16 protein-coding genes are annotated in these 22,358 nt (G+C 66.4%); 7 read left to right on the forward strand and 9 right to left on the reverse strand.

The window, feature by feature from the left end; genetic code table 11:
* The first annotated feature begins 291 nt into the window (after positions 1–291).
* The 3 genes from CAL18_RS11870 (at position 292) to CAL18_RS11880 (ending at position 4,477) form a co-directional block, all read left to right on the forward strand.
* The gene (locus CAL18_RS11870; RefSeq protein ID WP_094817911.1) at positions 292–2,016 is read left to right on the forward strand and encodes a ShlB/FhaC/HecB family hemolysin secretion/activation protein; all 1,725 of its coding nucleotides are present in this window, start codon (positions 292–294) and stop codon (positions 2,014–2,016) included.
* 323 nt (positions 2,017–2,339) lie between these two features.
* Complete coding sequence (locus CAL18_RS11875; RefSeq protein WP_094817912.1) at positions 2,340–3,902, forward strand: collagen-like triple helix repeat-containing protein; 1,563 nt, start codon at positions 2,340–2,342, stop codon at positions 3,900–3,902.
* 29 nt (positions 3,903–3,931) lie between these two features.
* Positions 3,932–4,477: a MarR family winged helix-turn-helix transcriptional regulator gene (locus CAL18_RS11880; RefSeq protein WP_026640197.1), complete on the forward strand. Its 546-nt coding sequence runs from the start codon at positions 3,932–3,934 to the stop codon at positions 4,475–4,477.
* A gap of 27 nt (positions 4,478–4,504) precedes the next feature.
* On the opposite strand, the gene CAL18_RS11885 is transcribed toward CAL18_RS11880, so the two are convergent.
* The 7 genes from CAL18_RS11885 to CAL18_RS11915 all read right to left on the reverse strand — a co-directional run bounded on the left by CAL18_RS11885 (position 4,505) and on the right by CAL18_RS11915 (position 14,911).
* Positions 4,505–6,190, reverse strand: coding sequence for an ABC transporter ATP-binding protein (locus tag CAL18_RS11885; protein ID WP_026640196.1), 1,686 nt, complete (start codon positions 6,188–6,190; stop codon positions 4,505–4,507).
* A complete protein-coding gene (locus tag CAL18_RS11890) occupies positions 6,187–7,653 on the reverse strand; it encodes an ABC transporter permease (RefSeq protein WP_094817913.1) in 1,467 nt (488 codons plus the stop codon). Before CAL18_RS11890 ends, CAL18_RS11885 begins: the two co-directional genes overlap by 4 nt.
* A gap of 5 nt (positions 7,654–7,658) precedes the next feature.
* Positions 7,659–8,636, reverse strand: coding sequence for an ABC transporter permease (locus CAL18_RS11895; RefSeq protein WP_026640194.1), 978 nt, complete (start codon positions 8,634–8,636; stop codon positions 7,659–7,661).
* The gene (locus CAL18_RS11900; protein ID WP_094817914.1) at positions 8,633–10,891 is read right to left on the reverse strand and encodes an ABC transporter substrate-binding protein; all 2,259 of its coding nucleotides are present in this window, start codon (positions 10,889–10,891) and stop codon (positions 8,633–8,635) included. Before CAL18_RS11900 ends, CAL18_RS11895 begins: the two co-directional genes overlap by 4 nt.
* A gap of 116 nt (positions 10,892–11,007) precedes the next feature.
* On the reverse strand, positions 11,008–11,679 hold the full coding sequence (locus CAL18_RS11905; protein ID WP_170940336.1) for a thermonuclease family protein: 672 nt from the start codon (positions 11,677–11,679) through the stop codon (positions 11,008–11,010).
* Positions 11,680–11,773: 94 nt separating this feature from the next.
* Entirely contained in the window at positions 11,774–12,775 is a 1,002-nt protein-coding gene (locus tag CAL18_RS11910) for a magnesium and cobalt transport protein CorA (protein ID WP_026640192.1), read from the reverse strand.
* A gap of 51 nt (positions 12,776–12,826) precedes the next feature.
* Complete coding sequence (locus tag CAL18_RS11915; RefSeq protein WP_094817915.1) at positions 12,827–14,911, reverse strand: ATP-dependent helicase; 2,085 nt, start codon at positions 14,909–14,911, stop codon at positions 12,827–12,829.
* A gap of 78 nt (positions 14,912–14,989) precedes the next feature.
* Between CAL18_RS11915 and CAL18_RS11920 the strand changes: the two genes are divergently transcribed.
* Entirely contained in the window at positions 14,990–15,928 is a 939-nt protein-coding gene (locus CAL18_RS11920; RefSeq protein WP_094817916.1) for a DUF72 domain-containing protein, read from the forward strand.
* A gap of 9 nt (positions 15,929–15,937) precedes the next feature.
* Here CAL18_RS11920 and CAL18_RS11925 read toward each other — a convergent pair whose 3' ends face one another.
* Positions 15,938–17,443: a PLP-dependent aminotransferase family protein gene (locus CAL18_RS11925; protein WP_419670201.1), complete on the reverse strand. Its 1,506-nt coding sequence runs from the start codon at positions 17,441–17,443 to the stop codon at positions 15,938–15,940.
* 142 nt (positions 17,444–17,585) lie between these two features.
* On the opposite strand from CAL18_RS11925, the gene CAL18_RS11930 reads away from it, so the two are divergent.
* The 3 genes from CAL18_RS11930 (at position 17,586) to CAL18_RS11940 (ending at position 21,373) form a co-directional block, all read left to right on the forward strand.
* Entirely contained in the window at positions 17,586–18,851 is a 1,266-nt protein-coding gene (locus CAL18_RS11930; RefSeq protein WP_094817917.1) for a 4-aminobutyrate--2-oxoglutarate transaminase, read from the forward strand.
* A gap of 95 nt (positions 18,852–18,946) precedes the next feature.
* Positions 18,947–20,416, forward strand: a complete 1,470-nt coding sequence (locus CAL18_RS11935) for an NAD-dependent succinate-semialdehyde dehydrogenase (RefSeq protein ID WP_094817918.1) — start codon at positions 18,947–18,949, stop codon at positions 20,414–20,416.
* Between the two features lie 108 nt (positions 20,417–20,524).
* Positions 20,525–21,373: an inositol monophosphatase family protein gene (locus CAL18_RS11940; RefSeq protein ID WP_026640186.1), complete on the forward strand. Its 849-nt coding sequence runs from the start codon at positions 20,525–20,527 to the stop codon at positions 21,371–21,373.
* Between the two features lie 105 nt (positions 21,374–21,478).
* Here the strand turns inward: CAL18_RS11940 and CAL18_RS11945 are convergent, their stop codons facing one another.
* The gene (locus CAL18_RS11945) at positions 21,479–22,357 is read right to left on the reverse strand and encodes an NAD-dependent protein deacetylase (RefSeq protein ID WP_094817919.1); all 879 of its coding nucleotides are present in this window, start codon (positions 22,355–22,357) and stop codon (positions 21,479–21,481) included.
* Position 22,358: the final 1 nt, after the last annotated feature.

Below are 22,358 nucleotides of genomic sequence, written 5' to 3' on the forward strand. Positions count from 1 at the left end.
ATTTCTAGTCGTTTCTCTACGGTTATTACGTAAATTGTTTATTTATTTCCGACTATCCTATCCTATCCGGGCAATATGTCTAGATAATGATTGAAACCGACAACAAAATGCAGCATATACGTTACATATTGCTAATTTTCAAGCCTTGAAACCATACAGATAAGAGAAATATGTATGGTTTTTTAACGTCAAGGTGTCGGTAGCTTTTGCGTTATGGCAACATTCGAAATTCTTAGTATTGTTTCTGTTGCGAGCGGGCGCACCACGTAGCGGACCGCCGCCTTTGTTGCTATGCGGCCCAATCCTGCTTCTGTGCGTACCGGCATCCTTGCCACCTCCACCCTCGCAATCCTGCTCTGCGGCCCCGCCTATGCGGACGGCCCCTTGCGCGGCAACCCGGTAGACGCGATGCCGCGCATACAAACGCCCGCCAATACGGGGGCTCCGCAGGCGCAGCCCGCGTTGCAAGCGCCCACCCCCGAACAACAGGCCGTGCAGGCGCTGCTGGCGCAACGCATCGTGCCGAGCAATTTCGATGTGTCCGGCGTACGTGCGCTGCCCTTTGACGAGGTGGCAGCCATACTGACACCGCTGGCGGGCAAGCAGACCACGATCGGCGCCCTGGTGGCAGAAGTCGACAAGATCACGGCGCTGTATCGCGAACGAGGCTATCCGCTGTCGTTCGCGCTGCTGCAGAACCAGAGCTTCGCCAACGGACTGGTGGTCGTTACGGTGGTGGAAGGCTATATCGGGCAGGTGCGCATCGACGGCGACATCGGCAATGCGCGCGATCGCCTGGAAGACCTTGCGGCGCCGTTGATGGAAGAACGGCCCCTGACGCAGGCAACGCTGGAGCGTGTGCTGAACTTGATGCGCACCGTACCGGGCGTGCGTTTCGAGCCGGCGCTGGACTTGCCGCGGCGGGCCGACGGCGCCACTGAACTGGTGCTGAACGCCACCCGCCGCCCCGTCACGGCCGATGGCGGCGTGGCCGACCTGGGCACCGGCATGCAGCCGCTGGTCAACGTGGGCACCAACAGCCTGACGCCGCTGGGCGAGCAGGTGCGGCTTACTGCCAGCGTACCGCTCAACAGTGACGATGTACGCTATGTGGCCGCCGCCGTCACCGTGCCGCTGGGCGCCGACGGGCTGGCGCTGCATGTGGATGCCCATCACTACAATTCCCACCCGCAGGATGATGCGGTGGAGCGGCTGGGGTACGACCGCGAAGTCACCAACAACCGTCTGGCCGTTGCGTTGAGCTACCCCCTGCTGCTGAACAACCGGCGGTCGCTGACCGCGACGGCAGGCGTGTACGCCGTGGATGCGAAAGATCGCTACGAGGCGCGCGCAAACGACAACTGGCTGCAGCAGGACGTGGACGTGCGCGCGGCGACCGCGGAATTGCGTTACCGCGACGTGCTGCCCACGCGGTCCACCGAAATCGGGCTGGGCGTGTCGCAGGGCTTCAATGCGGCGGGCGCCAGCAAGACCGTGAAGACCAACTATGGCTACACCGGCGTACCCGACGTAAGCCTGAATTTCACGCGGTACAACCTGGATGTGCGGCAAACATTCAGCCTGCCCGCGCAGTTCGGGCTGGTGCTGAGCGGCGCGGGCCAGTACAGCGACGACATACTGCCCAGTTCGGAACAAGTGTCTTATGGCAGCTGGCGATACGCCATGGGCTATCCGCAAGGCGAAAAGAGCGGCGACAAAGGCGTGGGCGTGTCCGCCGAAATCAACCGCCGCTTCAATGTGGGCTGGACCTACCTGAACAGCGTGCAACCCTATGCCATGGTGGACTACGCCCGCACCTGGTACAACAACAGCACGATCCAGAAAAACAACCCCGGCCACCTGTCGTCTGTTGGCCTTGGCCTGCGCTTCACCGACGACAAGCATTACCTGTTCGACTTCAACGTCGCCAAGCCGGTGGGCGCGCGCACGGCGGACGACGACGACCGCGGCTTGCGCTTCAACGCCAACTACTCGTTGTTCTACGACGCCTTCTGATCCTTTCGACGCCGTCCTGGCGTAGGGCCCGCCCGGCGTTGCGGGCCCGCGCGTTACGTAACATCACAGGAAACGTAACGTCATGTACCCTTGAAACCGTAACATTCGCAGCGACCGCAACGTCGCTAATTTGGCAATGTCGCTTTTAAGAAAACTTCTTTGATTAGCCGGTTAGTCTTTGATTAAAAAGAGATTTTCCTGCGCTATCACATCTCGTATTTCTGCGATTTTCCAGTTGAATCAAAAGTTGGCACGGATTGTGCTTTGAAGTGGGTGTAACCGGTGCATAACGGCGCCGTCTCGTCCACAACAGGAGTGCAATCATGTCTGCGAATTCTTCCGACGTACGTCGCGTCTCACGCGTGTTGGCCAAGTCGGCCATGGTAGTGGCTCTGGCCGCCGCTCTAGCCGCCTGCGGCGGTGGCAGCGGCGGCGGCAAGAAGTCGGCCGGGCTGCCCGGCGGCGGCGGGGGCGGCGGCGGTGGCAACCCGCCGGCGGGCCTGCCGGCCGGCTTGCTGGAAACGACACTGGGCAATACCGGCGACGCGGTCGACAATGCCCTGCCGCTGCAACTGGGCGATGCGCTGGGCGGCGTCGGCAAGTCGCTGGACCCGACCCTGGCGCCGGTGGTTGACACGGTTACCGGCCTGACCCAGCAAGTTGGCGCGGCCACTGGCTTGGGCGCGCCGGTCGACGGCGTGCTGACCCAAGTCGGCGGCGTCGTCAGCAATCTGGGAGATACCGTATCCGGCACCGGCCTGCCCGGCGGCCTGGACACCGGCGTGGGCGGCCTGGTCAGCGGCCTGGGCGACACCGTCGCCAGCGTGGGCGGCCTGCTCAATGCCGACCCCGACAATCCTCAACCCCTGACCACCGTGCTGGGCAACGCCACCAATGCAGTGGGCGCGCTGACCGGCGGCCTGGCTGGCGAAGGCGGCCTGCTCAACCCGGTCACGGGCCTGGTGGGCGGATTGACCGCCGGCCTGGGAGACGGCAACACGTTGCCTATTCTGGAGCCGACGCTGGGCAACACCGGCACGGCCGTCGACAACATCCTGCCGCTGGGCCTGCACCCGGCCCTGGGCGGCGTGGGTAAAAGCCTCGACGGCGTAGTAAGCCCCGTGGCCGGCCAGGTCGTCAGCCTGACGCAGCAAGTCGGCGGCGCGACTGGCCTGGGCGCTCCGGTGGCCGGGTTGCTGACGCAGATCGGCGGCACCCTGGCCGGCGCCAACGGCGCGCTGCCCGACGGCACCCCGCTCGACGGCGTACTGAGCAACCTGGGCAATGCGGTTGCCAGCCTGGGCGGAGTGCTGCACGCCACTCCGCAGAACCCCAACCCGCTGGGCGGCACGCTGGGCGGCGTGACCGGCGCGGTGGCTTCGTTGACCGGCAGCCTGGGCGGCGTGACGGGCGGCGGCGAAGGCGGGCTGCTCGCTCCGGTTACCGGCCTGCTGGGTGGCCTGGGTGGCGGTAACGGCGGCGCCAACGGCGGCCTGCTGGCTCCTGTCACCGGCCTGGTCGGCGGCCTGACCGGCGGCCTGGGTGGCGGCACGGGCGGCGCCAATGGCGGCCTGCTGGCCCCCGTCACCGGACTGGTCGGCGGCTTGACCGGCGGCCTGGGCGGCGGCAACGGCGGCTCCAACGGCGGCCTGCTGGCTCCCGTCACCGGCCTGGTCGGCGGCTTGACCGGCGGCCTGGGTGGCGGTAACGGCGGCGCCAATGGCGGCCTGCTGGCTCCCGTCACCGGCCTGGTGGGTGGCCTGACCGGCGGCCTGACGGGTGGAACGGGCGGCGGCACGGGCGGCGCTGGCGGCAATGCCAACGGCGGCCTGCTGGGCGGACTGCTGGGCGGCGTGCTCGGCGGCCTGGGCGGCGGCGCCAATTAACCGGATCGGCGGACAAAGGAGAGTGAACCATGCTGCAGCTGGCTTCGACCCCGTACCTTGGCCGCCCTTTCGCCTCGGTTTCTGAAAGTGACGAGAATCGGCCTGGCATGATCGACGAAATTGCAGTGATGCTGGGGCGGCAGTTCGCCGCCTACACGGCAGCGTGCCAGGCATCGTTGTCGGAAAAGATGGGCATTGCGCTGGCGGACCTGAAGGCGTTGGACCTCGTGCTGGAATTCGAGTCCCTGCCGACCGGCCAGCTGGCGCAATTGCTGGGCATCAGCCCCGGCGGCGCCACCGCACTCATCAACCGGTTGGAAGAGGCCGGATATGTCGAGCGCGGCCGCCACCCGCTGGACCGCCGGATCATCGTGATCCGGCCGGTGCAGGAGCAGTGCCAGGCGCTGCTGGCCGAACGCCAGGCAATCGCCCGCGAAGTGACGCTATTGGCGCGCAACTTCGATACCGCGCAACTGGAAACCATCCAGAGCTTCTTGTCGCAATGCCTGAAGGCCTTGCGGCACGACACGCGCGTATGGCTGGAAACCCGCCACATGCGCGGGCTTGACGGCTGAACGGGCCGGGGCAAGCGCGCTGGCTCGCTAGCGCGCTTGCCCGAATGCCAGGCGTGGAACCGCCGCCAGCAGGCGGCGGGTCATTTCGTGCCGCGGCGCATGCAACACCGCATCGGCACTGCCCTCTTCCACGATCTGACCGCCATGCATGATGGCGATGCGATCCGCCAGATATTCCACGACGCCGAAGTTGTGGGTAATGAACAGATAGGCAATACCCAATTCGGCCTGCAGCTCGCGCAGCAGGTCCAGGATCTGCGCCTGCACTGACACATCGAGCGCGGACGTGGGCTCGTCGCATATCAAGACCCGGGGCTCCACCGCCAATGCGCGCGCGATGGCGATGCGCTGGCGCTGCCCGCCGGAAAATTCGTGCGGGTAACGGGCTGAGGTATCGGCCGGCAGGCCGACGCGCCGCAAGAGATCCTGCACGCGCTCGCGCCGCTGCGCCTCGGGCATGTGCGGCTTCAGCGTGGCGATGCCCTCGTCAAGGATATCGCCCACCCGCATGCGCGGGTTCAATGACGCGTAAGGATCCTGGAATACGATCTGGATGTCCTGGCGAAGCCTGCGCAATTCGCGGCGGCCGGCATGCAGCAGGTCTTGCCCGTCCAGCAGCGCGCTGCCGCTTACCTTGGCGCCTTCAACCAGCCGCAGCAAGGCCTTGCCGGTGGTGGTCTTGCCGCAACCCGACTCGCCGAGCAGGGCCAGGGTTTCACCCGCCCTGAGGGTGAAGGTCACGCCATTGACAGCCTGCACCCACGAATCGATGCGGCGCAGCAGGCCCTTGCGCACCGGATAGTGCACCAGCAGGTTCTGCACGTCGAGCACAACATCGCCGGCAGCCGGACGCGACGCGCAAGCGCCGGACGCCGCCGGCGCGGCCGACTGGCCGCCTGCCAGCGGCCGGCCGCGCTTTTCATAGCTGGGAATCGCGTCGAACAACTGACGGGCATAGGGGTGTCGCGGCGCCTCGAAAAAAACGTCTGCCGGCGCGCTTTCGACGATTTCGCCGCCGCGCATCAGCGCCACGTGCTGGGCCACATTGCGCACCACCGCCAGGTCGTGCGTAATCAGAAGAATGGCCATGCCGATATCACGCTGGATATCGGCAAGCAGTTCCAGCACCTGCGCCTGCACGGTAACGTCCAGCGCCGTGGTCGGTTCATCGGCAATCAGCAGCGCCGGCTCGGCCGCCAGCGCAATGGCAATCATGATGCGCTGCTTCTGCCCGCCGGAAAACTGGAACGGGTAGTCGTCGATGCGACGTTCGGGATCGGGAATGCCCACGCGCCGCAGCCAGTCGATCGCCCGCGCGCGCGCGGCCGCGCCCCGAAGCGATGTATGCGCCGCGAGCGTTTCCAGTATCTGGTCGCCCACACGCATGACCGGGTTCAGGCTGGTGGAGGGCTCCTGGAAGATGATGCCGATGCGTCCGCCGCGCACCCCGCGCATGGCGCTTTCGGTCAACTGGTTCAGGTCTTGCCCGTCGAGCGCGACTTGCCCGCCCACGATGCGGCCGGCGTCAGGCAGCAGGCGCAGCATCGCCAGCGCTGTCATGCTCTTGCCGCAGCCCGACTCGCCCACCAGCGCGAAGGTCTCGCCGCGCCGGATGGCCAGCTGCAGTCGCTTGACCGCATGCGTCAGGCCGGCATCGCCCGCGATGGCGACGTCCAGGCCGTCGACGGCCAGCAAAGGTTGGGCCGGGCTCATGGCTGCACCTGCGTGGTTGCGCCGGCAGCGCTGGCCTGGCGGCCAGGCCGGAAGCGGCGTGCGCGCGGATCGAACGCATCGCGCACGGCGTCGGCAAACAGGTTCGCGGCCAGCACCAGCGCCAGCAGGAAAATGAACGCCGTGAGCAGGTTCCACCACACCATGGGATCGCGCGACATTTCGACCCGCGCCCGGTCGATCATTGAACCGAACGAGTTCATGCTGGGGTCCACGCCTATGCCCAGATACGACAGCACGGCCTCGTAGAGCACCAGGCCGGAAAATTCAAGCACCGCAGTAATCAACACGATATGCATCACATTGGGCAGCAGGTGCCTGCGCATGATGTGCCAGTGCGACACGCCAAAGGCGCGCGCGGCCTGCACATATTCGAGCTCGCGCAATTTGAGGGTTTCTGCGCGCAGCAGCCGGCACAGCCCCGACCAGCCCGTCAGCCCCAGGATCATGCACAGCAGGAAGAGCCGCAAGTCGGCACGCGCGGCCGAGGTGTCGAAGAGATCCGGGTGTGTGTCGATGTACACCTGCATCATCAGCGCGCAGGCCGCCACCAGCAATACACCGGGAATTGAAGTCAGCGTCGTGTACAGGTACTGGATGGCGTCGTCGACCTTGCCCTTGAAGTAGCCCGCCGCGATGCCGAAGCCGATGGCGGGCGGCAGCATGGCCAGGGTGGTCAGGCTGCCGATGACCAGCGCGGTGCGCACGCTTTTCAGGGCCTGCCAGAGCACGTCGTTGCCGGTGCGGTCGGTGCCGAAGACGTGATACCCCGTCGCAAGGCCCGCTACGGCGCCCACGACAACGCACAGTGCGGCGTAGGTCAGCCATATGGCCCGCCAGGGAACGTCGCTGCGGTCAGCCGCGATGTCGGCCACGGCTTGCCGCCAGCCGCCATGCCTGCGGGCCAATCCGGCCGCCAGCAGCATGCCGCCGGCCAGCGCGAAAGCAAGTCCGCCCGCCAGGCCCGCGGCCAGCCGGCGCGCCACGTCGCCCGCCCATTGCGCGTCAGGGTCATCAAGGTGCGCGCCGCCGCTGCGCAAGAGTGGAAAATGGCGCAGGGGATGCCCTTCGATCAGTTCGGTTTCCTTGGTGAACTGACGGGTCGCCAGGGGAGCCGAATAGGTTTTCTCGGGCTGCGCCAGCACCGAGCCCGCCAGCAGGCTGTCCAGCGCGGATTGCACAGCCGGCGCGTAGATCGGCGGCGCGTCGGGGGCGGCTGCGGGCACCGGCGGCAGTTGCGGACGGAAATGGATGGAATCCAGCAAGCCCACCACCGCAAACGCGCACAGCACCACGGCCGAGCACATCGCGGGCGCATCGCGGCCCACGCGGGCCCATGTCGCGCGCAGCGTACGGCTGCGCCGCACGCGCCAGAAATAGGCCAGCACACCCGCCAGCATCAGGAACAGGGCGATATCCGTCCACAGGAACACGAACTTGGGCATGGCGGTTACTCGAAACGCACGCGGGGATCAGCCAGCGTGTATGAGATATCGGCCAGTATCAGGCCCACGATATACAGCGCCGAACCCAGGAACACCATGGCGCGCACAATGGAAAAATCCTGCGAATTGATGGCGTCGATGGTGTAGCTGCCCAGGCCCGGAATGCCGAAGAACGACTCGGCGATCAGGCTGCCCATGAACAGCAGCGGCAGCGCCGACACGGTGCCGGTAAGTATGGGCAGCATGGCATTGCGCAGCACGTGGCGAAACAGCACGACCCGTTCGGCCAAGCCCTTGGCGCGCGCAGTGCGGACGTAATCCTTGCCGATCTCTTCCAGGAACAGTGTCCGGTAAAAACGCGCCTCCGGCCCCAGGCGGGAAACGATGGCCACCAGCACCGGCAGCGCCAGGAACTTGATGGCATCCAACCCGCCGGCAAAGCCGGAATACGGCACCAGCCGCAGCACTTTTGCAAACAGCCACTGGCCGGCGATGATGTAGAACAGGCTGGATATCGACAACAGGATCACGCACAGCACCACGCCCCAGAAGTCCAGCCGCGTGGCCCGGAAATACACCAGCATCAACGAGAACACCACGCTGGCGAACAGCCCCAGGAAGAACGTGGGCAGCGCCAGCGCCAGGCTGGGCCCCATGCGCATGCGGATCTCGCGGCCGATGTCGTTGCCGGCATCAGACGACCCGAACTCGAAGGCCAGCAGGGGCACCGACCGCTGGTAGAAAACCGTTTCGGTCAGTTGCCCGACTCCTTGCGCATCGCGATTGACGAACAGCGGCTTGTCGTAGCCATGCTCGGCCTTCCAGCGCTCGATGGCCTCCTGGCTGACCCGCTGCCCGCCGATGGCCAGGCGCGCCATGTCGTCGGGCGTATTGACCGCGAAAAAAAGAATGAACGTAAAAAGATTGACGCCCAGCAGGATCAACACCCCATACAGCAGGCGGCGGACGATGTAGGCTGTCATGGCAGGGGCTCCCGGGACGGCGCGGGCGGCACGGCGCCAGGTGCGGCGCCAAAGGCGGTCTGGCGCTCGCGCCGCTTGAGCGCCACGTACGATGGCCAGATCGCCAGGCCCAGCACCAGCGCCAGCAGGCCCAGCGGCCACCACACCGGCGTATTCCATTCCTGGACCTTGCTTACCCGCAGGGCGGGGTCGACCTTCACGTACTGCAGCGTGTTGCGCACCATCTGCGTGGGCTTGGCGTTGCCTACCCATTGCTGGTAGGCGCCCCCCGACATCGGGAAAAAGCCGAACATCCACGGGGCATCTCGCTGCACGATGTCTACCATGCGGGCGATGACGGCCTCTTTTTCGGGGCCGTCATCCAGGAATTTCATCTGCTCGAAAAGCCTGTCGTATTCGCTGTTGACGTAGTTGGCCGCATTCTCGCCACCGTGGCGGGCCTTGCCGTTGGGGCCATACAGCAGGAACAGGAAATTCTCGGCATCGGGGTAATCGGCTACCCAGCCCCACAGGAACATCTGCGCCGTGCCGCGCCGCATCTTGTCCTGGAAACGGCTGTAGTCGGTGGACCGCACATCCATCTGGATGCCGATCTCGGCCAGTTGCCGGCGCATCCAGTCGAATTGCGGATTGCCGCCCCCGCCCGTCATGGCATCGAAATACAGCACCAGGGGGGCGCCCGTTTCGGCATTGCGGCCATTGGGATATCCGGCTTCGGCAAGCAGCTGCCGCGCAACGTCCAGCGATTTGCGCTGCGGCTTGCCATCGACCAGGTCGTACACCACGGGGTTGATGCCCTCGGGCAGCTCTTGGTAGCCGAGCACGCCGGGCGGCACCGGCCCATAGGCCACCATGGCCTGGCTGTTCTCGAAGACAGCCACGTACTCTTCCCAATTGAACGCAATACTGATGGCCTGGCGCAGCTTGCGGTTCTTTTCCTGTTGCTCCGGCGTATCGCCCTTGCCCACGACGGGATCCAGCCAGTTGAAGCCCATATACCAGCTGGACGTTTCGATGGCGGTGGGCAACTGGATGCCGTGGTCGCGATAGCGCCGGGCTTTCTCGGGCGAGTCGCCGGCCGCCACGAGCATGGCCACGCCGTACTCGCCGCGCTCGACCTGAGGCATGTCGTAATAGCCCTGCATGAACTTGCCGGTCAGCGGCACCGCTTCTTTTTCGACGCTGAACACCACGCGGTCGAGAAATGGCGTGGGCTTGCCGCAATCTTCGAGCAGGCCCGCGGCGCGATCGGCCGGCTCGCCCTCGCAAGGATAGGGCTCGCCCCGGAAATTGGGATTGCGGGCCAATACATGGCGCCGGTTCGGATAGGATTCGGCCAGCATGAACGGGCCGGTTCCGACGGGCCACGTGTTCAGCGACAGGTCGTGCGCGGCCATGCCGGGCTGGCTGTAGAAGCGATCGGCTTCCCAGGGGATGGGGGCCGTGAAAGTCATGGCCAGCCAATACTTGAACTGCGGGTATTTTCCCTTGATGCGTATGCGCAGGGTATGCGCGTCCACCGCCTGCACGCCGTCAAAGCCATCGTCAGGCCGCAGGTCGAGCCAGGGCAGGTCGCGCTCGCCCGGCGGCAGGTCGCGCCGCAACTCGGCATCGCGTTCGCGCAGGCGCTCGCCGTACTCGGCCATGCCCACGACATAATCGGCCATCAGCGAGTAGATGGGCGACGCCACCCGCGGGCTGGCCAGGCGGCGAAAGCCATACACATAGTCGTGCGCGGTAAGCTCGCGGGTGCCGGTCTCGGGAAAGTCGGGAATATAGTATTTGCCGTCGAGCTCGCCCGGCTGCAGCGGAAAGTAGCTGTAGCGGCCGTCGGCCTGGCGGGCGAACGCGGGATGCGGCTGGAACAGTATGCCGGGCCGGATGGGTATGTCGTAGACGCTTTCGGCCACCTGCTCGCCCGGCGCATCAGCGGGCAGCTCATTGCCCTGTGCATCAAGGTAGCGCGCAGGCACGACCGCAGCCGCCGCGCGCGGAATCAGCTCGTACGGGCGCTTCAGGTACTGGTAGCCGTACAGCGGTTCATAGATGTTGTAGGTGTATGGCGTTTCGTCGGTGGAATACGAGCGCGCAGGGTCCAGGTATTTGGGCGAGCGCTTGACGAAGGCAGTGTATAGCGCGTTTTCCGCCAGGTCGCCGGACTGGTACGGGCTGTTGATGGGATCCCGCGTGCAGCCGGCCAGCGCCAGCGCGCACACCAGCATCGCCATCCAGAACTGCCAGAGCCGTACACCCATAAAGCCGCTTCCGTATCGTTATTCTGCATCGGGTCGGCGCCAAGCATAGCAAATGGCCGCGCGCCGCCCGCCCATGCCCGTCCGGGTGGTGCCGGGCATGCGCGTTGGACAAGCTGCTAGCAGCGCCGGTTCCGCCAGCACTCGTAACGCCACTTCCAGGGCTCGACCGCCCCGCCCTGCTGCCACAGGCCCCGGCGGGCATCGCGGGCCTGCCGCTGCAGGCCCGGCATAGCGTCATCGCGCAGATATTCGCCGCGACGCGCGGTGTAGGCCCAGGCAAAGCCGGCCGCCACCTGCGCCCGGTTGGCGGAGCTACCGTCCGGCAGTATCAGCGCACACACATCGCGTTCAAACTGGTCTTGCTCATAGCACTGCGCAGTCAGCGTCATGCCGCCCACCAGCTGTTCCAGGTGACGCCTTGCGGCATCGGCATAGGGTTGGCCAGGCTGCTCGGCGCCGTGCCCGGCCTCGGGCGAGTCGATGCTGTCCAGGCGCACGCGGTGCCGCCGGCCGCCAACCTGCAGGGCCACGGTATCGCCATCGGGCACCGAGACAACCTTGCCGGCCAGCGCATAACGCCCCGGCGGCACCGGCACGGCAGCGCCCGAGTGGGCCGACCCGTCTCGCGCCGCGGGCCGGGCCGGGTCAGGGGCCTCGGCGCGATGCGCGGGTTCGGACGGCCGATTGCCGAGTTCGGGAAACCAATGTGCGACCGCCGCGGCCAGGGCTACCGCCAATAGCCCGCCCAGCCTGCGGCCAAGGCGCCCGGATGAAAACTGCCTACGCAAGATGAGCCTTCCAGATCTGAAGAATGGCTCGCAGTGTGCCACAGGGCGAGGCGACAGGAACAGCCCGCCCGGCGCGTTGCCGCCCAGCCCGCCGCTACAGCCACCCCGCCTTGCGGAACCGCCAATACAGCACGCCGCAAGCCGCGGCGATGCCCGCCAGCGTCGCCGGATATCCCCAACGGGCCTTGAGTTCGGGCATGAATTCGAAGTTCATGCCGTATATGCCCGCCACCGCCGTGGGCACGGCCAGGATCGCGGCCCAGGCCGCGAGGCGGCGGGTGATGTCGTTCTGCTGCGTCTGCGCGATCATCATGCTGGCCTCGAAGGCGAATGCCAGGGCTTCGCGCAGGCCGCTCACGAGCTCGTCCACGCGCAGCACCCGGTCGGCCACCACGGCGAAGTACGGACGGGCCTCGCGGTCGATCACGGCCATATCCATGCTGGCCAGCCGCCGGCATATCTCGGCCAGCGGCGCGATGACCTTGTGGATGCGCAGCAGGTCGCGGCGCTGCCGGTACAGCTTGCGGATGTCGGCATCCTTGGCGCCGCGGATCAGCAGCTTCTGCTCGGCCGACTCGACCACGCCCTCCAGCTGCCCGGCCGCCGCGACGTAATGGTCTACCAGCAAGTCGAGCAATTCGGAAGCAATGTAGTCGCTGCCCCGGCGCAGCAGGTCGGGCGCGGATTCCAGCCGGGCCCGCAGCGCGCGGTAATCGGATGTGGCGCCGCGCCGCACGGTAAGCAGGAACCCGCGGCCGATCACGATCTGCGTTTCGCCGAACATGGGCCGGTTGCTGCCGATCTCGACCGTAACCGCCACGACCAGCACGCAATGCCCGAAATCAATGATCTTGGGACGGCGATGCGGCTCCAGCATTTCGTCGCGCGCCTTGGGCTGTATGCCCAGGTCGTCGGCCACGCGCCGCAGCAGGTCGTCGGCGGGATTGCGCAGGCCTATCCACAATAGCGACTCATCCTGGCAGACATGCGACTTGATGTCTTCGATCGGCACATCGTGAGAACGTTCGCCCCGCACATACGCCGCCGACGCGATCACTTCGCTCCGCCAATGCGTGCCGTCTTCATGCTGCGACATGACATCTCTTGCGAAATAGCGCCCGCATGGGCACGACCCACGGATGATAGCTCAGGAGAACAGCTTGCGGACCCGCTGCGCCACATCGATGCGCGGCTGCGCTTCGGGGCGCGCTTGTCCCCGGCCGAATGGCAGCTCGGGCGGCTTGGGCAGCATCTCGAACATGGGCAGCATCGCGTCGGGAATGAACCGCGTGCGTGATCCATACACATGGCGATCGCCCATGCCGGTCTGCTGGTGCACATAAAAACGCTGCGGCACGATCAGGTGCAGATATTCTTTGGCACGGGTCATCGCCACATACAACAGGCGCCGTTCTTCTTCGATTTCTTCGGCGGTGCCCGTGCTCATGTCCGAAGGAATGCAGCCGTCGACCACATTGAGCACATACACCGCCTTCCATTCCTGGCCCTTGGCCGAATGGATGGTGGACAGGATCATGTAGTCTTCATCGCGCAGCGGCGGGCCGGATTCGGCGCTGGTGGCGTCCGGCGGATCCAGCGTGAGCTCGGTAAGAAAGCGTTCCCGGCTGGCATACCCTGCCGCGATACGCTGCAGCTGGTCCAGGTCGGCCTTGCGCACGCGCGCATCTTCATACAGCCGTTCCAGCTGCGGCGCGTACCAGCGCAGTACCAGGTCCAGATCGGCCGGCCACTGCGCGCCGCCGCGCAGGGCTGCGTAGGTTTGCACAAAGGCATCCCAGTCGGCCCTGGCTGCCGAGCCCGGCTTGAATTCGCGCAGTACCTGCATTGGGTCTGCGGCGCCGGCCAGCGCATCCATCAGGCGCCCGGCAATGGCTGGGCCGATGCCCGGCAACAGCTGCGCCACGCGAAAGCCGGCCAGCCGCCCCTGCGGGTTCTCGGCCCAGCGCAGCACCGACAGTACGTCCTTGATGTGCGCGGCTTCGAGAAAGCGCAGCCCCCCGAACTTCACGAACGGAATATTGCGGCGGGTGAGCTCGAGCTCGAGCGCCGCGCTATGGTTCGACGACCGGAACAGCGCGGCCTGCGACTTCAGCGTGGCGCCGGCCTCGCGCTGCGCCAGCACCTGGTCGGCCACCCAGCGGGCCTGGCCCGCCTCGTCGCTGACCGTGACCAGGGCGGGCCGGGCCGACGAGGCGCGATCGGTCCAGAGGCTTTTGCTGTACCGCTCGGCAGCCTGAGCAATGACGGCATTGGACGCGTCCAGGATGGGTTGGGTGGACCGGTAGTTGCGCTCGAGCGTGATCACGCGCGCGGGCCGGGCGAAGTGCTGCGGGAAGTCCAGTATGTTGCGCACCGTGGCGGCACGGAACGAATAGATGGATTGGGCATCGTCGCCCACCACGGTAAGGCCGTGCCCGTCTGGCTTCATGGCCAGCAGGATGGAAGACTGCAGCCGATTGGTGTCCTGGTATTCGTCGACCAGCACGTGGTCGAACCGGCTGCCCACATCGCGCGCCAGCACCGGATCCTGCATCATTTCGGACCAATACAGCAGCAGGTCATCGTAGTCGAGCACCTGCTGCGCCTGCTTGGCCTGCACGTAGGCGGCAAACAGCCGCTTCAGGGCGTCTTCCCATTGGGCGCACCATGGAAAGGCCTGCTTGAGCACGTCGGCCACCGGCGCCTGGCTGTTGATGACGCGCGAGTAAATGGCCAGGCACGTGCCCTTGAGCGGAAACCGTTCGGTGGTAGACGACAGGCCGGCTTCGTGCCGCACCATGCCCATCAGGTCTTCGGCATCGCCACGATCGTGGATGGTAAAGCTTTCGGACAGCCCGATACGCGTGGCACAATCGCGCAACAGGCGCGCACCGATGCTGTGGAAGGTGCCCGCCCATGGCAACGACGGCGCCTGCTGGGAAGGGTGCAGCTTCATCACGCGCCGCAGCACCATGCCGACGCGGCGGTCCATTTCCAGGGCGGCGCGGCGCGAAAACGTCAGCAACAGGATGCGCTGGGGATCGGCGCCGTTGACAACCAGGTGCGCCACCCGGTGCGCCAGGGTGCTGGTCTTGCCCGAACCCGCGCCCGCGATGACGAGCAGGGCCGGCGCGTCGGCCTGGCCCGCGCCGAACTCGGCAGCCGCCCGCTGGGCGGGGTTCAGGTCGGAAAGGTAGTCGTCGGCGGGAGTTTCGGGGGTAGCGGCGGACATGGGAGACAACCAGGACAATACTGTATATTCATACAGACTATAACGGAACTGCCGGGCCGCTGTCCCGCCGCCAGCCCCATGTCCATCCTGACCGGCACCGCGTCCTGGACCGACCCCACCCTGCTCGCCTGCGGGCGCTTTTATCCCGCGCACGTGCGCACGGCCGAGGCACGCCTGCGGCATTACGCCGGGCAGTTCAGGCTGGTCGAGGCCGACTCGTCGTATTACGGCATGCCCGATGCACGCACCACGCATTTGTGGGCCATGCGCACGCCGCCCGACTTCGTGTTCAACGTAAAGGCGTTTCGCCTGTTCACAGGCCACCCGGCGCCGCTGCGCGCCCTGCCGGCCGATATCCGGCGCGAACTGCCGGAGCTGCCGGACCATGACGCGCCGGGCGTGCCTGGCGCCCACGGGCCCGGGATCCCGGTGTTCGCCAACCAGCTGCCCGCCGATCTTTACGACGAACTCTGGCGCCGCTTCCTGCTCGCCCTTGAACCGCTGCGCATGACGGGCAAGCTGGGCGCCGTGCATTTTCAATTTGCGCCATGGGTGCACGCCGACAGGCGCGGCCACGCCCTGCTCGGCGACTGCGCCCGGCGCATGCATGAACACCTGATGTCGGCCGAATTCCGCCACCGCAGCTGGTTCGCGACGCCGGCGCGCAGCGCGGCCACGCTGGATCTACAGCGCGACCTGGGCGTCGTCCACACCATCGTCGACGCGCCGCAAGGCTTTGACAACACGGTTCCCGCTGTCTGGGCCGCCACGCACCCCGAACTTGCACTGCTGCGGCTGCACGGGCGCAATGCCGCCGCCTGGAACCACCGGTCGGGCGCGTCGTCGGGCCGCTTCCAGTACGAATACACGCCGGCGGAACTGGCCGAGCTCGCCCTGCGGTTCACGCGCATCGCCGAACGCGTGCGCACCGCGCACGCCGTGTTGAACACCAACTACCAGGACCAGGGAATGCGCAACGCCGCGGGCCTGGCCGCCGCGCTGGCCGCGGTGCGCTGACCGCAGCGCCTAGGCCTGCGCCGCTGGCTGGCTGCGCCGCGCCACGGCGGCCACACTATCCAGCACCAGTTCGAACTTGCGCGCGATGTCGCGCTCGGGCACGCACGCATACCCCAGCAGCAGGCCCGGACGGCCTGGCGTGCCGGCCGCGAAATAGCGCGACAGCGGCCGCGTCAGCACGCCGCGCGTGCGCGCCTCTTGGACGACCTGCGTGTCGTCGATGCCGTCGGGCAGGTTCACCACCACATGCAAGCCGGCATCGCTGGAATGCCGATCGAGCCACTGCGCGCCCAGGCGACGTTCTATCAGGTTGACCAGGATGGCCCTGCGCCGCCCGTACAGCATGCGCATGCGGCGTATGTGCGCCGCATAGTGCCCCTCGGCAATAAAGGTGGCCAGCGCCGCGTGCGTCATCAGGTGCCCTTCGCGATACAGCTCGGCATGCGCGGCCTGGAAGGCCTGTGTCAGCGATTTGGGCAGCACCAGGTACCCCACGCGCAGGCCCGGGTACAGAGTCTTGCTGAACGTGCCCAGGTAAATAACCGGCGCATCCGGCTCCAGCCCCTGCAGCGAAGCAATGGGCCGCCCGGAAAAGCGGAACTCGCTGTCGTAGTCGTCTTCGATGATCCAGCTGCCCCAGTTGCGCGCCATGGCAAGCAACTGCCGGCGGCGCGCCAGCGACATGACCGAGCCCAACGGGTACTGGTGCGAAGGGGTCACGAATACAAAGCGCGGCGGCGGGCCGTCGTGCTGCGCGGGCAGCAGCATGCCTTCGGCGTCCACGGGCTGGTGCACGATGCGTATGCCGTTGGCCATCAACACGGTGCGCGCGCCCCAGTAGCCCGGGTTCTCGACCCACGCCACGTCTCCCGTGTCGCCCAGGATGCGAGTCGCCAGATCGATGGCCTGGTGCGAGCCTTCGACGATGATGATCTGGTCGGGCTCGCAATCGATAGACCGCGTCACGGCCAGATGCTGCGCCAGCGCCTCGCGCAGCGCAGGCAGGCCGCCGCCGTACGAATAGCTGAGCATGGTGGGCGTCGGGTCGCGCCATAGCGCGCTGAGAATGCGGCTGAACTTCTGGTGCGGAAACTCGGTGACGTCGGGCACGCCCGGCATGAAGGCGCCCCACTGGTGCGGCGAGGCGGACGCTTCGTCGACGATCTGCGCGCCGCGCACCGACAGCGACGCGCGCGGTTGCGCGGCGGGCTCGTGGCGCCTGCCCCGCCCGCTGGCCAGATAGGCGTCCGGCACCGAATCGGTGACGAACGTGCCGTTGCCCTGGCGGCTATAGGTGTAGCCTTCGGCCAGCAGCTGGCCATACACGTGCACGACGGTGTTGCGAGCGATGCCCAGCTCGGCGGCAAGATCGCGCGTGGCGGGCAGGCGCGTGCCGGCGGGGATGCTGCCGTCGAGGATGGCCTCGCGGATGCCACGGTACAGCCGCTTGTTCATCGGCCCATCGGATGGATCGCCAAGCCGCAGCTGCAGCAGGTCGCCGGCAAGGGTGCGCAATTGGTTCTACTCGTTTTGCAAAAGTGGTTCTTTTTAATAGGGCCATCTTAGCATTAAATAGAACACTGGCAGGCGCCGCGTCACGGCGCCGCGCTTATCGCCGCCACCACGGCGCCCGTGTCTTTTTGCCATCGAGGCTGAAATGCAAAACCGAGATCTCAACACCCGTCGTTCGCTGGCCACGCCCCGTGGCGTCGGCGTCATGTGCGACATGTACGCCGTGCGCGCCGAAAACGCCACGCTGTGGGACAGCACCGGCAAAGAATATATCGACTTCGCGGGCGGCATCGCCGTGCTCAACACGGGTCACCGCCATCCGAAGGTCAAGGCAGCGGTGGCCGAACAGCTCGAAGCGTTCACCCACACCGCATACCAGATTGTGCCGTACGAAAGCTACGTCGCGCTGGCCGAGCGCATCAACGCGCTGGCCCCCATCGACGGCGTGAAGAAGACCGCCTTCTTCACCACCGGCGTCGAAGCAGTGGAAAACGCCGTGAAAATCGCGCGCGCCTACACCGGCCGCTCGGGCGTGATCGCCTTCACCGGCTCGTTTCATGGCCGCACCATGCTGGGCATGGCGCTCACCGGCAAGGTTGCACCCTACAAGCTGGCGTTCGGCCCCATGCCGGGCGACATCTACCACGTGCCGTTCCCCAACCAGACGCAGTCCATCAGCGTGGCCGATTCGCTCAAGGCGCTCGACCTGCTGTTCAAGTCCGACATCGACCCGCGCCGCGTGGCCGCCATCATCATCGAGCCGGTGCAAGGCGAAGGCGGCTTCAACATTACTCCGCCCGAACTGATGACGGCGCTGCGCAAGGTCTGCGACGAGCATGGCATCATGCTGATCGCCGACGAAGTGCAAACCGGCTTTGCCCGCACCGGCAAGCTGTTCGCCATGCAGCATCATTCGGTGCAGGCCGACCTCATCACCATGGCCAAGAGCCTGGGCGGCGGCTTCCCGATCTCGGGCGTGGTGGGCCGCGCCGAAGTCATGGACGGCCCCGCGCCCGGCGGCCTGGGCGGCACCTATGCCGGTAACCCGCTGGCCGTCGCCGCCGCGCACGCCGTCCTGGACGTCATCGAAGAAGAACAACTGTGCACACGCGCCGACCAGTTGGGCAAGCGCCTGCAAGACCACCTGAACGGACTGCGGGCACGCTGCCCGGCCATCGCCGATGTGCGCGGCCTGGGCTCGATGGTCGCCCTTGAATTGCGCGATCCCGCCACCGGCGAACCGGATGCGGCCACCGTCAAGCGGGTGCAGGACGAGGCGCTCAAGCGCGGCCTGATTTTGCTAAGCTGCGGTGTATACGGAAACGTTCTGCGCTTCCTGTATCCGCTGACCATCCCGGACGCCCAGTTCGGCCAGGCCCTGGATATCCTTGCCGACGTCCTGACCGCCTAGCCTGCTGTTGCAGCGAATTCTCCGGCCGCGTACGCCCGTTGCGGAGCGTACGTGGCCGGTTGCCATTTAGCGCATTCTTCCATCAAGGAGTCCACATGTCGCAATTGCCTCAATCCCTCAAGCGCGCGGAATTGCTGCGCGATGCCTGCTACATCGATGGCAAATGGGTGGCGGCTGGCGACGGCGCCACCATTGCCGTCACCAACCCGTCCACCGGCAAGACAATCGTTTCGGTGCCCAAGCTGGGGCGCAAAGAGACCGAGCAGGCCATTGCCAGCGCGGCCGCCGCGCTGCCCGCCTGGGCCGCCAAAACCGGCAAAGAGCGCGCCGCCATCCTGCTGAAGTGGGCGCAGCTGATGCTGGCCAACCAGCAAGACCTGGCCACCATCATGACCTCCGAGCAAGGCAAGCCGGTAACCGAAGCCGCCGGCGAAATTGCCTATGCCGCGTCGTTCCTGGAATGGTTTTCTGAAGAAGCCAAGCGCATCGACGGCGACGTACTGCAAAGCCCCAAGGCCGGCCAGCGCCTGATGGTGCTCAAGCAGCCCATCGGCGTCACCGCCGCCATCACGCCCTGGAACTTCCCCGCCGCCATGATCACCCGCAAAGTCGGCCCTGCCCTGGCCGCCGGCTGCACCATGGTGGTCAAGCCGGCGCAGCAGACGCCGCTCACCGCGCTGGCGCTGGCCGTGCTGGCCGAAGAAGCCGGCGTGCCCCCCGGCGTGTTCCATGTCGTGACGGGAAGCTCGCGTGAAATCGGCGCCGCGCTTTGCGAAAGCGATGACGTGCGCAAGCTGAGCTTCACCGGCTCGACCGAAGTGGGCCGCACCCTGATGGAGCAGTGCTCGCCCACCATCAAGAAACTGTCGCTCGAACTCGGCGGCAACGCGCCGTTCATCGTGTTCGACGATGCCGATCTCGACCGCGCCGTGGACGGCATCCTGGCGTCCAAGTACCGCAACGCCGGCCAGACTTGCGTCTGCGCCAACCGCATCTACGTCCAGTCGGGCGTCTACGAAGAAATCGTCAAGCGCCTGGCCGCCAAGGTCGAGGCCATGAAGGTCGGCGACGGCTTCGACGAAGGCGTGACCCAGGGTCCGCTGATCGACAGCAACGCCGTGGACAAGGTGAAGGAACACATCGCCGATGCCGTCGAGCAAGGCGCCAAGGTCGTCACCGGCGGCAAGGCGCACGCCCTGGGCGGCACGTTCTTCGAGCCGACCATTGTGCGCGATGTCACGCCGTCGATGCGTTTCGCCATTGAAGAAACCTTCGGCCCCGTTGCGCCGCTGTTCAAGTTCGACACCGAAGATGAAGTGCTGCGGCAGGCCAACAACACCATCTTCGGCCTGGCCGCGTATTTCTACACCCGCGACTACGCGCGCGTATGGCGCGTATCCGAGGCGCTGGAGTATGGCATCGTCGGCATCAACACCGGCATCATCTCCAACGAAGTCGGTCCGTTCGGCGGCGTCAAGCAATCGGGCCTGGGCCGCGAAGGCTCCAAGTACGGCATCGAGGAATACCTCGAACTGAAGTACCTTTGCGTAGACCTGGGCGCCTGACGCGCGCCATGCGGCAGCCGCCCCGGCGGCTGCCGCAACGGTCACGCCAGGACAAACGCCCTGTCATGCAAACATGCTAGATTTTCGACTCTTATCCATGAGTCCGGCATGACCAAAACATTCTCCCGCGAAGACACCCGCCGCATTGCCGCGATCCTGGCAGAAGCCGCCCAGGCGGAAGTCATGCCGCGCTTTCGCCGGCTTGCGGCCGACGCCATCCACGCCAAGAGTTCTCCGCGCGATCTCGTCACCGATGCCGACGAGGCCGCCGAACGCTATATCGCCGCCCGCCTGTCCCGGTTGCACCCCGGCGCGGTCATGGTCGGCGAAGAGGCATCGGCCCGTAACCCCGCCCTGTTGAACATGCTGGTCGATGCCGATCTGGCGTTTCTCATCGACCCCATCGACGGCACGCGCAATTTCGTGGCGGGGCTGCCGCTGTTCGGCATGATGGTCGCGGTGTGCCATCGCGGCGATGTGCTGGCCGGCGTCATCTACGACCCCGTCGCCCACGACTGGGCCATGGCCGTGCGCGGCGAAGGCGCATGGTCCGAATCGGCTGACGGCACCCAGACGACGCTGAAAGTCGCCCAGCCGGCGCCCCCCGACGAAATGGACGGCCTGGTCGCCACCGGTTTCCTGCCCGAGCCGCTGCGCGGCACTGTCAATGGCAACCTGGCGGCACTGGCCTCGACCGCTTCGCTGCGCTGCGCGGCGCACGAATACCGCATGGCGGCCAGCGGGCATTGCCACGTGGTGCTGTACAACAGGCTCGAACCCTGGGACCACGCGGCGGGTTGGCTGCTGCATCGCGAAGCGGGCGGTTTCTCGGCACATTTCGATGCCAGTCCGTACAAGCCCACGCACCGCAGCGGCGGCTTGCTGTACGCGCCCGACGTCGGCAGCTGGCACGCCGTGCGGCGCGCGCTCATGGGCGACGACTACCCGCCGTCCTGACTCCCCGGCGCCTGCGGGTTATCCCCAGTTTCTGTGGACAACCCTATGGAAAGCCTGGGGCCATCCTGAAAAAACCGTGCTGCGCCAAGCACTTGCGCATCGCGATCAGCCCTCGCCAGGAAACGGCCCGTAAAGGGCCTGCAACGCCTCAGCGCAGGGGCGCACCACCTTCAGGGCGAAAAGGTGATCGCCGCGGGTACGCCCCAGGTTAAGGGCGGCAATGGGCAGGCGGTCATCGGCGGCCGCGCGCACGTAGCGGTAGCCGGAATGCACCATCAGCGACGAACCCACGACCAGCATGGCGTCGGCTTGCGCCAGCGCCGCACGCGCCCGCGCGCCGCGCTCGGCGGGTATGGTCTCGCCGAAGAACACCACGTCCGGCTTGACGATGCCGGCGCAGCGCGGACACGGGGGCACCACGAAACGCGAAAAATCCACGCCTTCCAGGTCGGCATCGCCGTCGGGCGCATCATCGGCGTCCAGCGCCGCCCATTCGGGGTTGCGGGCATCGAGCTCGGCCTGCCACGCGTGCCGCGGCGCCCGCCAGTCGCAACGCATGCAGCGCACCTCGTCCAGGCGCCCGTGCAGGTCCACCACATTGCGACTGCCGCCCGCCTGGTGCAGGCCGTCGACGTTCTGCGTCAGCAGCAGCACGATGCGGCCTTCTGCTTCCAGGCTGGCCAGCGCCCGGTGAGCCGCGTTGGGACGGGTGTGCCCGAATCGCCGCCAGCCCACCGTGGCGCGCGCCCAGTATCGCGCGCGCATCAACGCATGCCCCATGAAATCGGGAAACTCGATGGGCGGACTGCGCGTCCATTGCCCGTCGGCATCGCGATAGGCCGGAATGCCCGAACCGGTACTGCAACCGGCCCCAGTCAGCACAAACAGCCGCCGATGGCGCCCGATGAACTCGCCAAGGGCCTGCAGGTCGGGCGCGAGCGCGGCCGGCTCCGGGCCCGCCGATGACTTTGCCGATATATCCATG

Origin of the sequence: Bordetella genomosp. 7, from assembly GCF_002261415.1 — a bacterium.
GTDB lineage: Bacteria > Pseudomonadota > Gammaproteobacteria > Burkholderiales > Burkholderiaceae_B > Bordetella_A.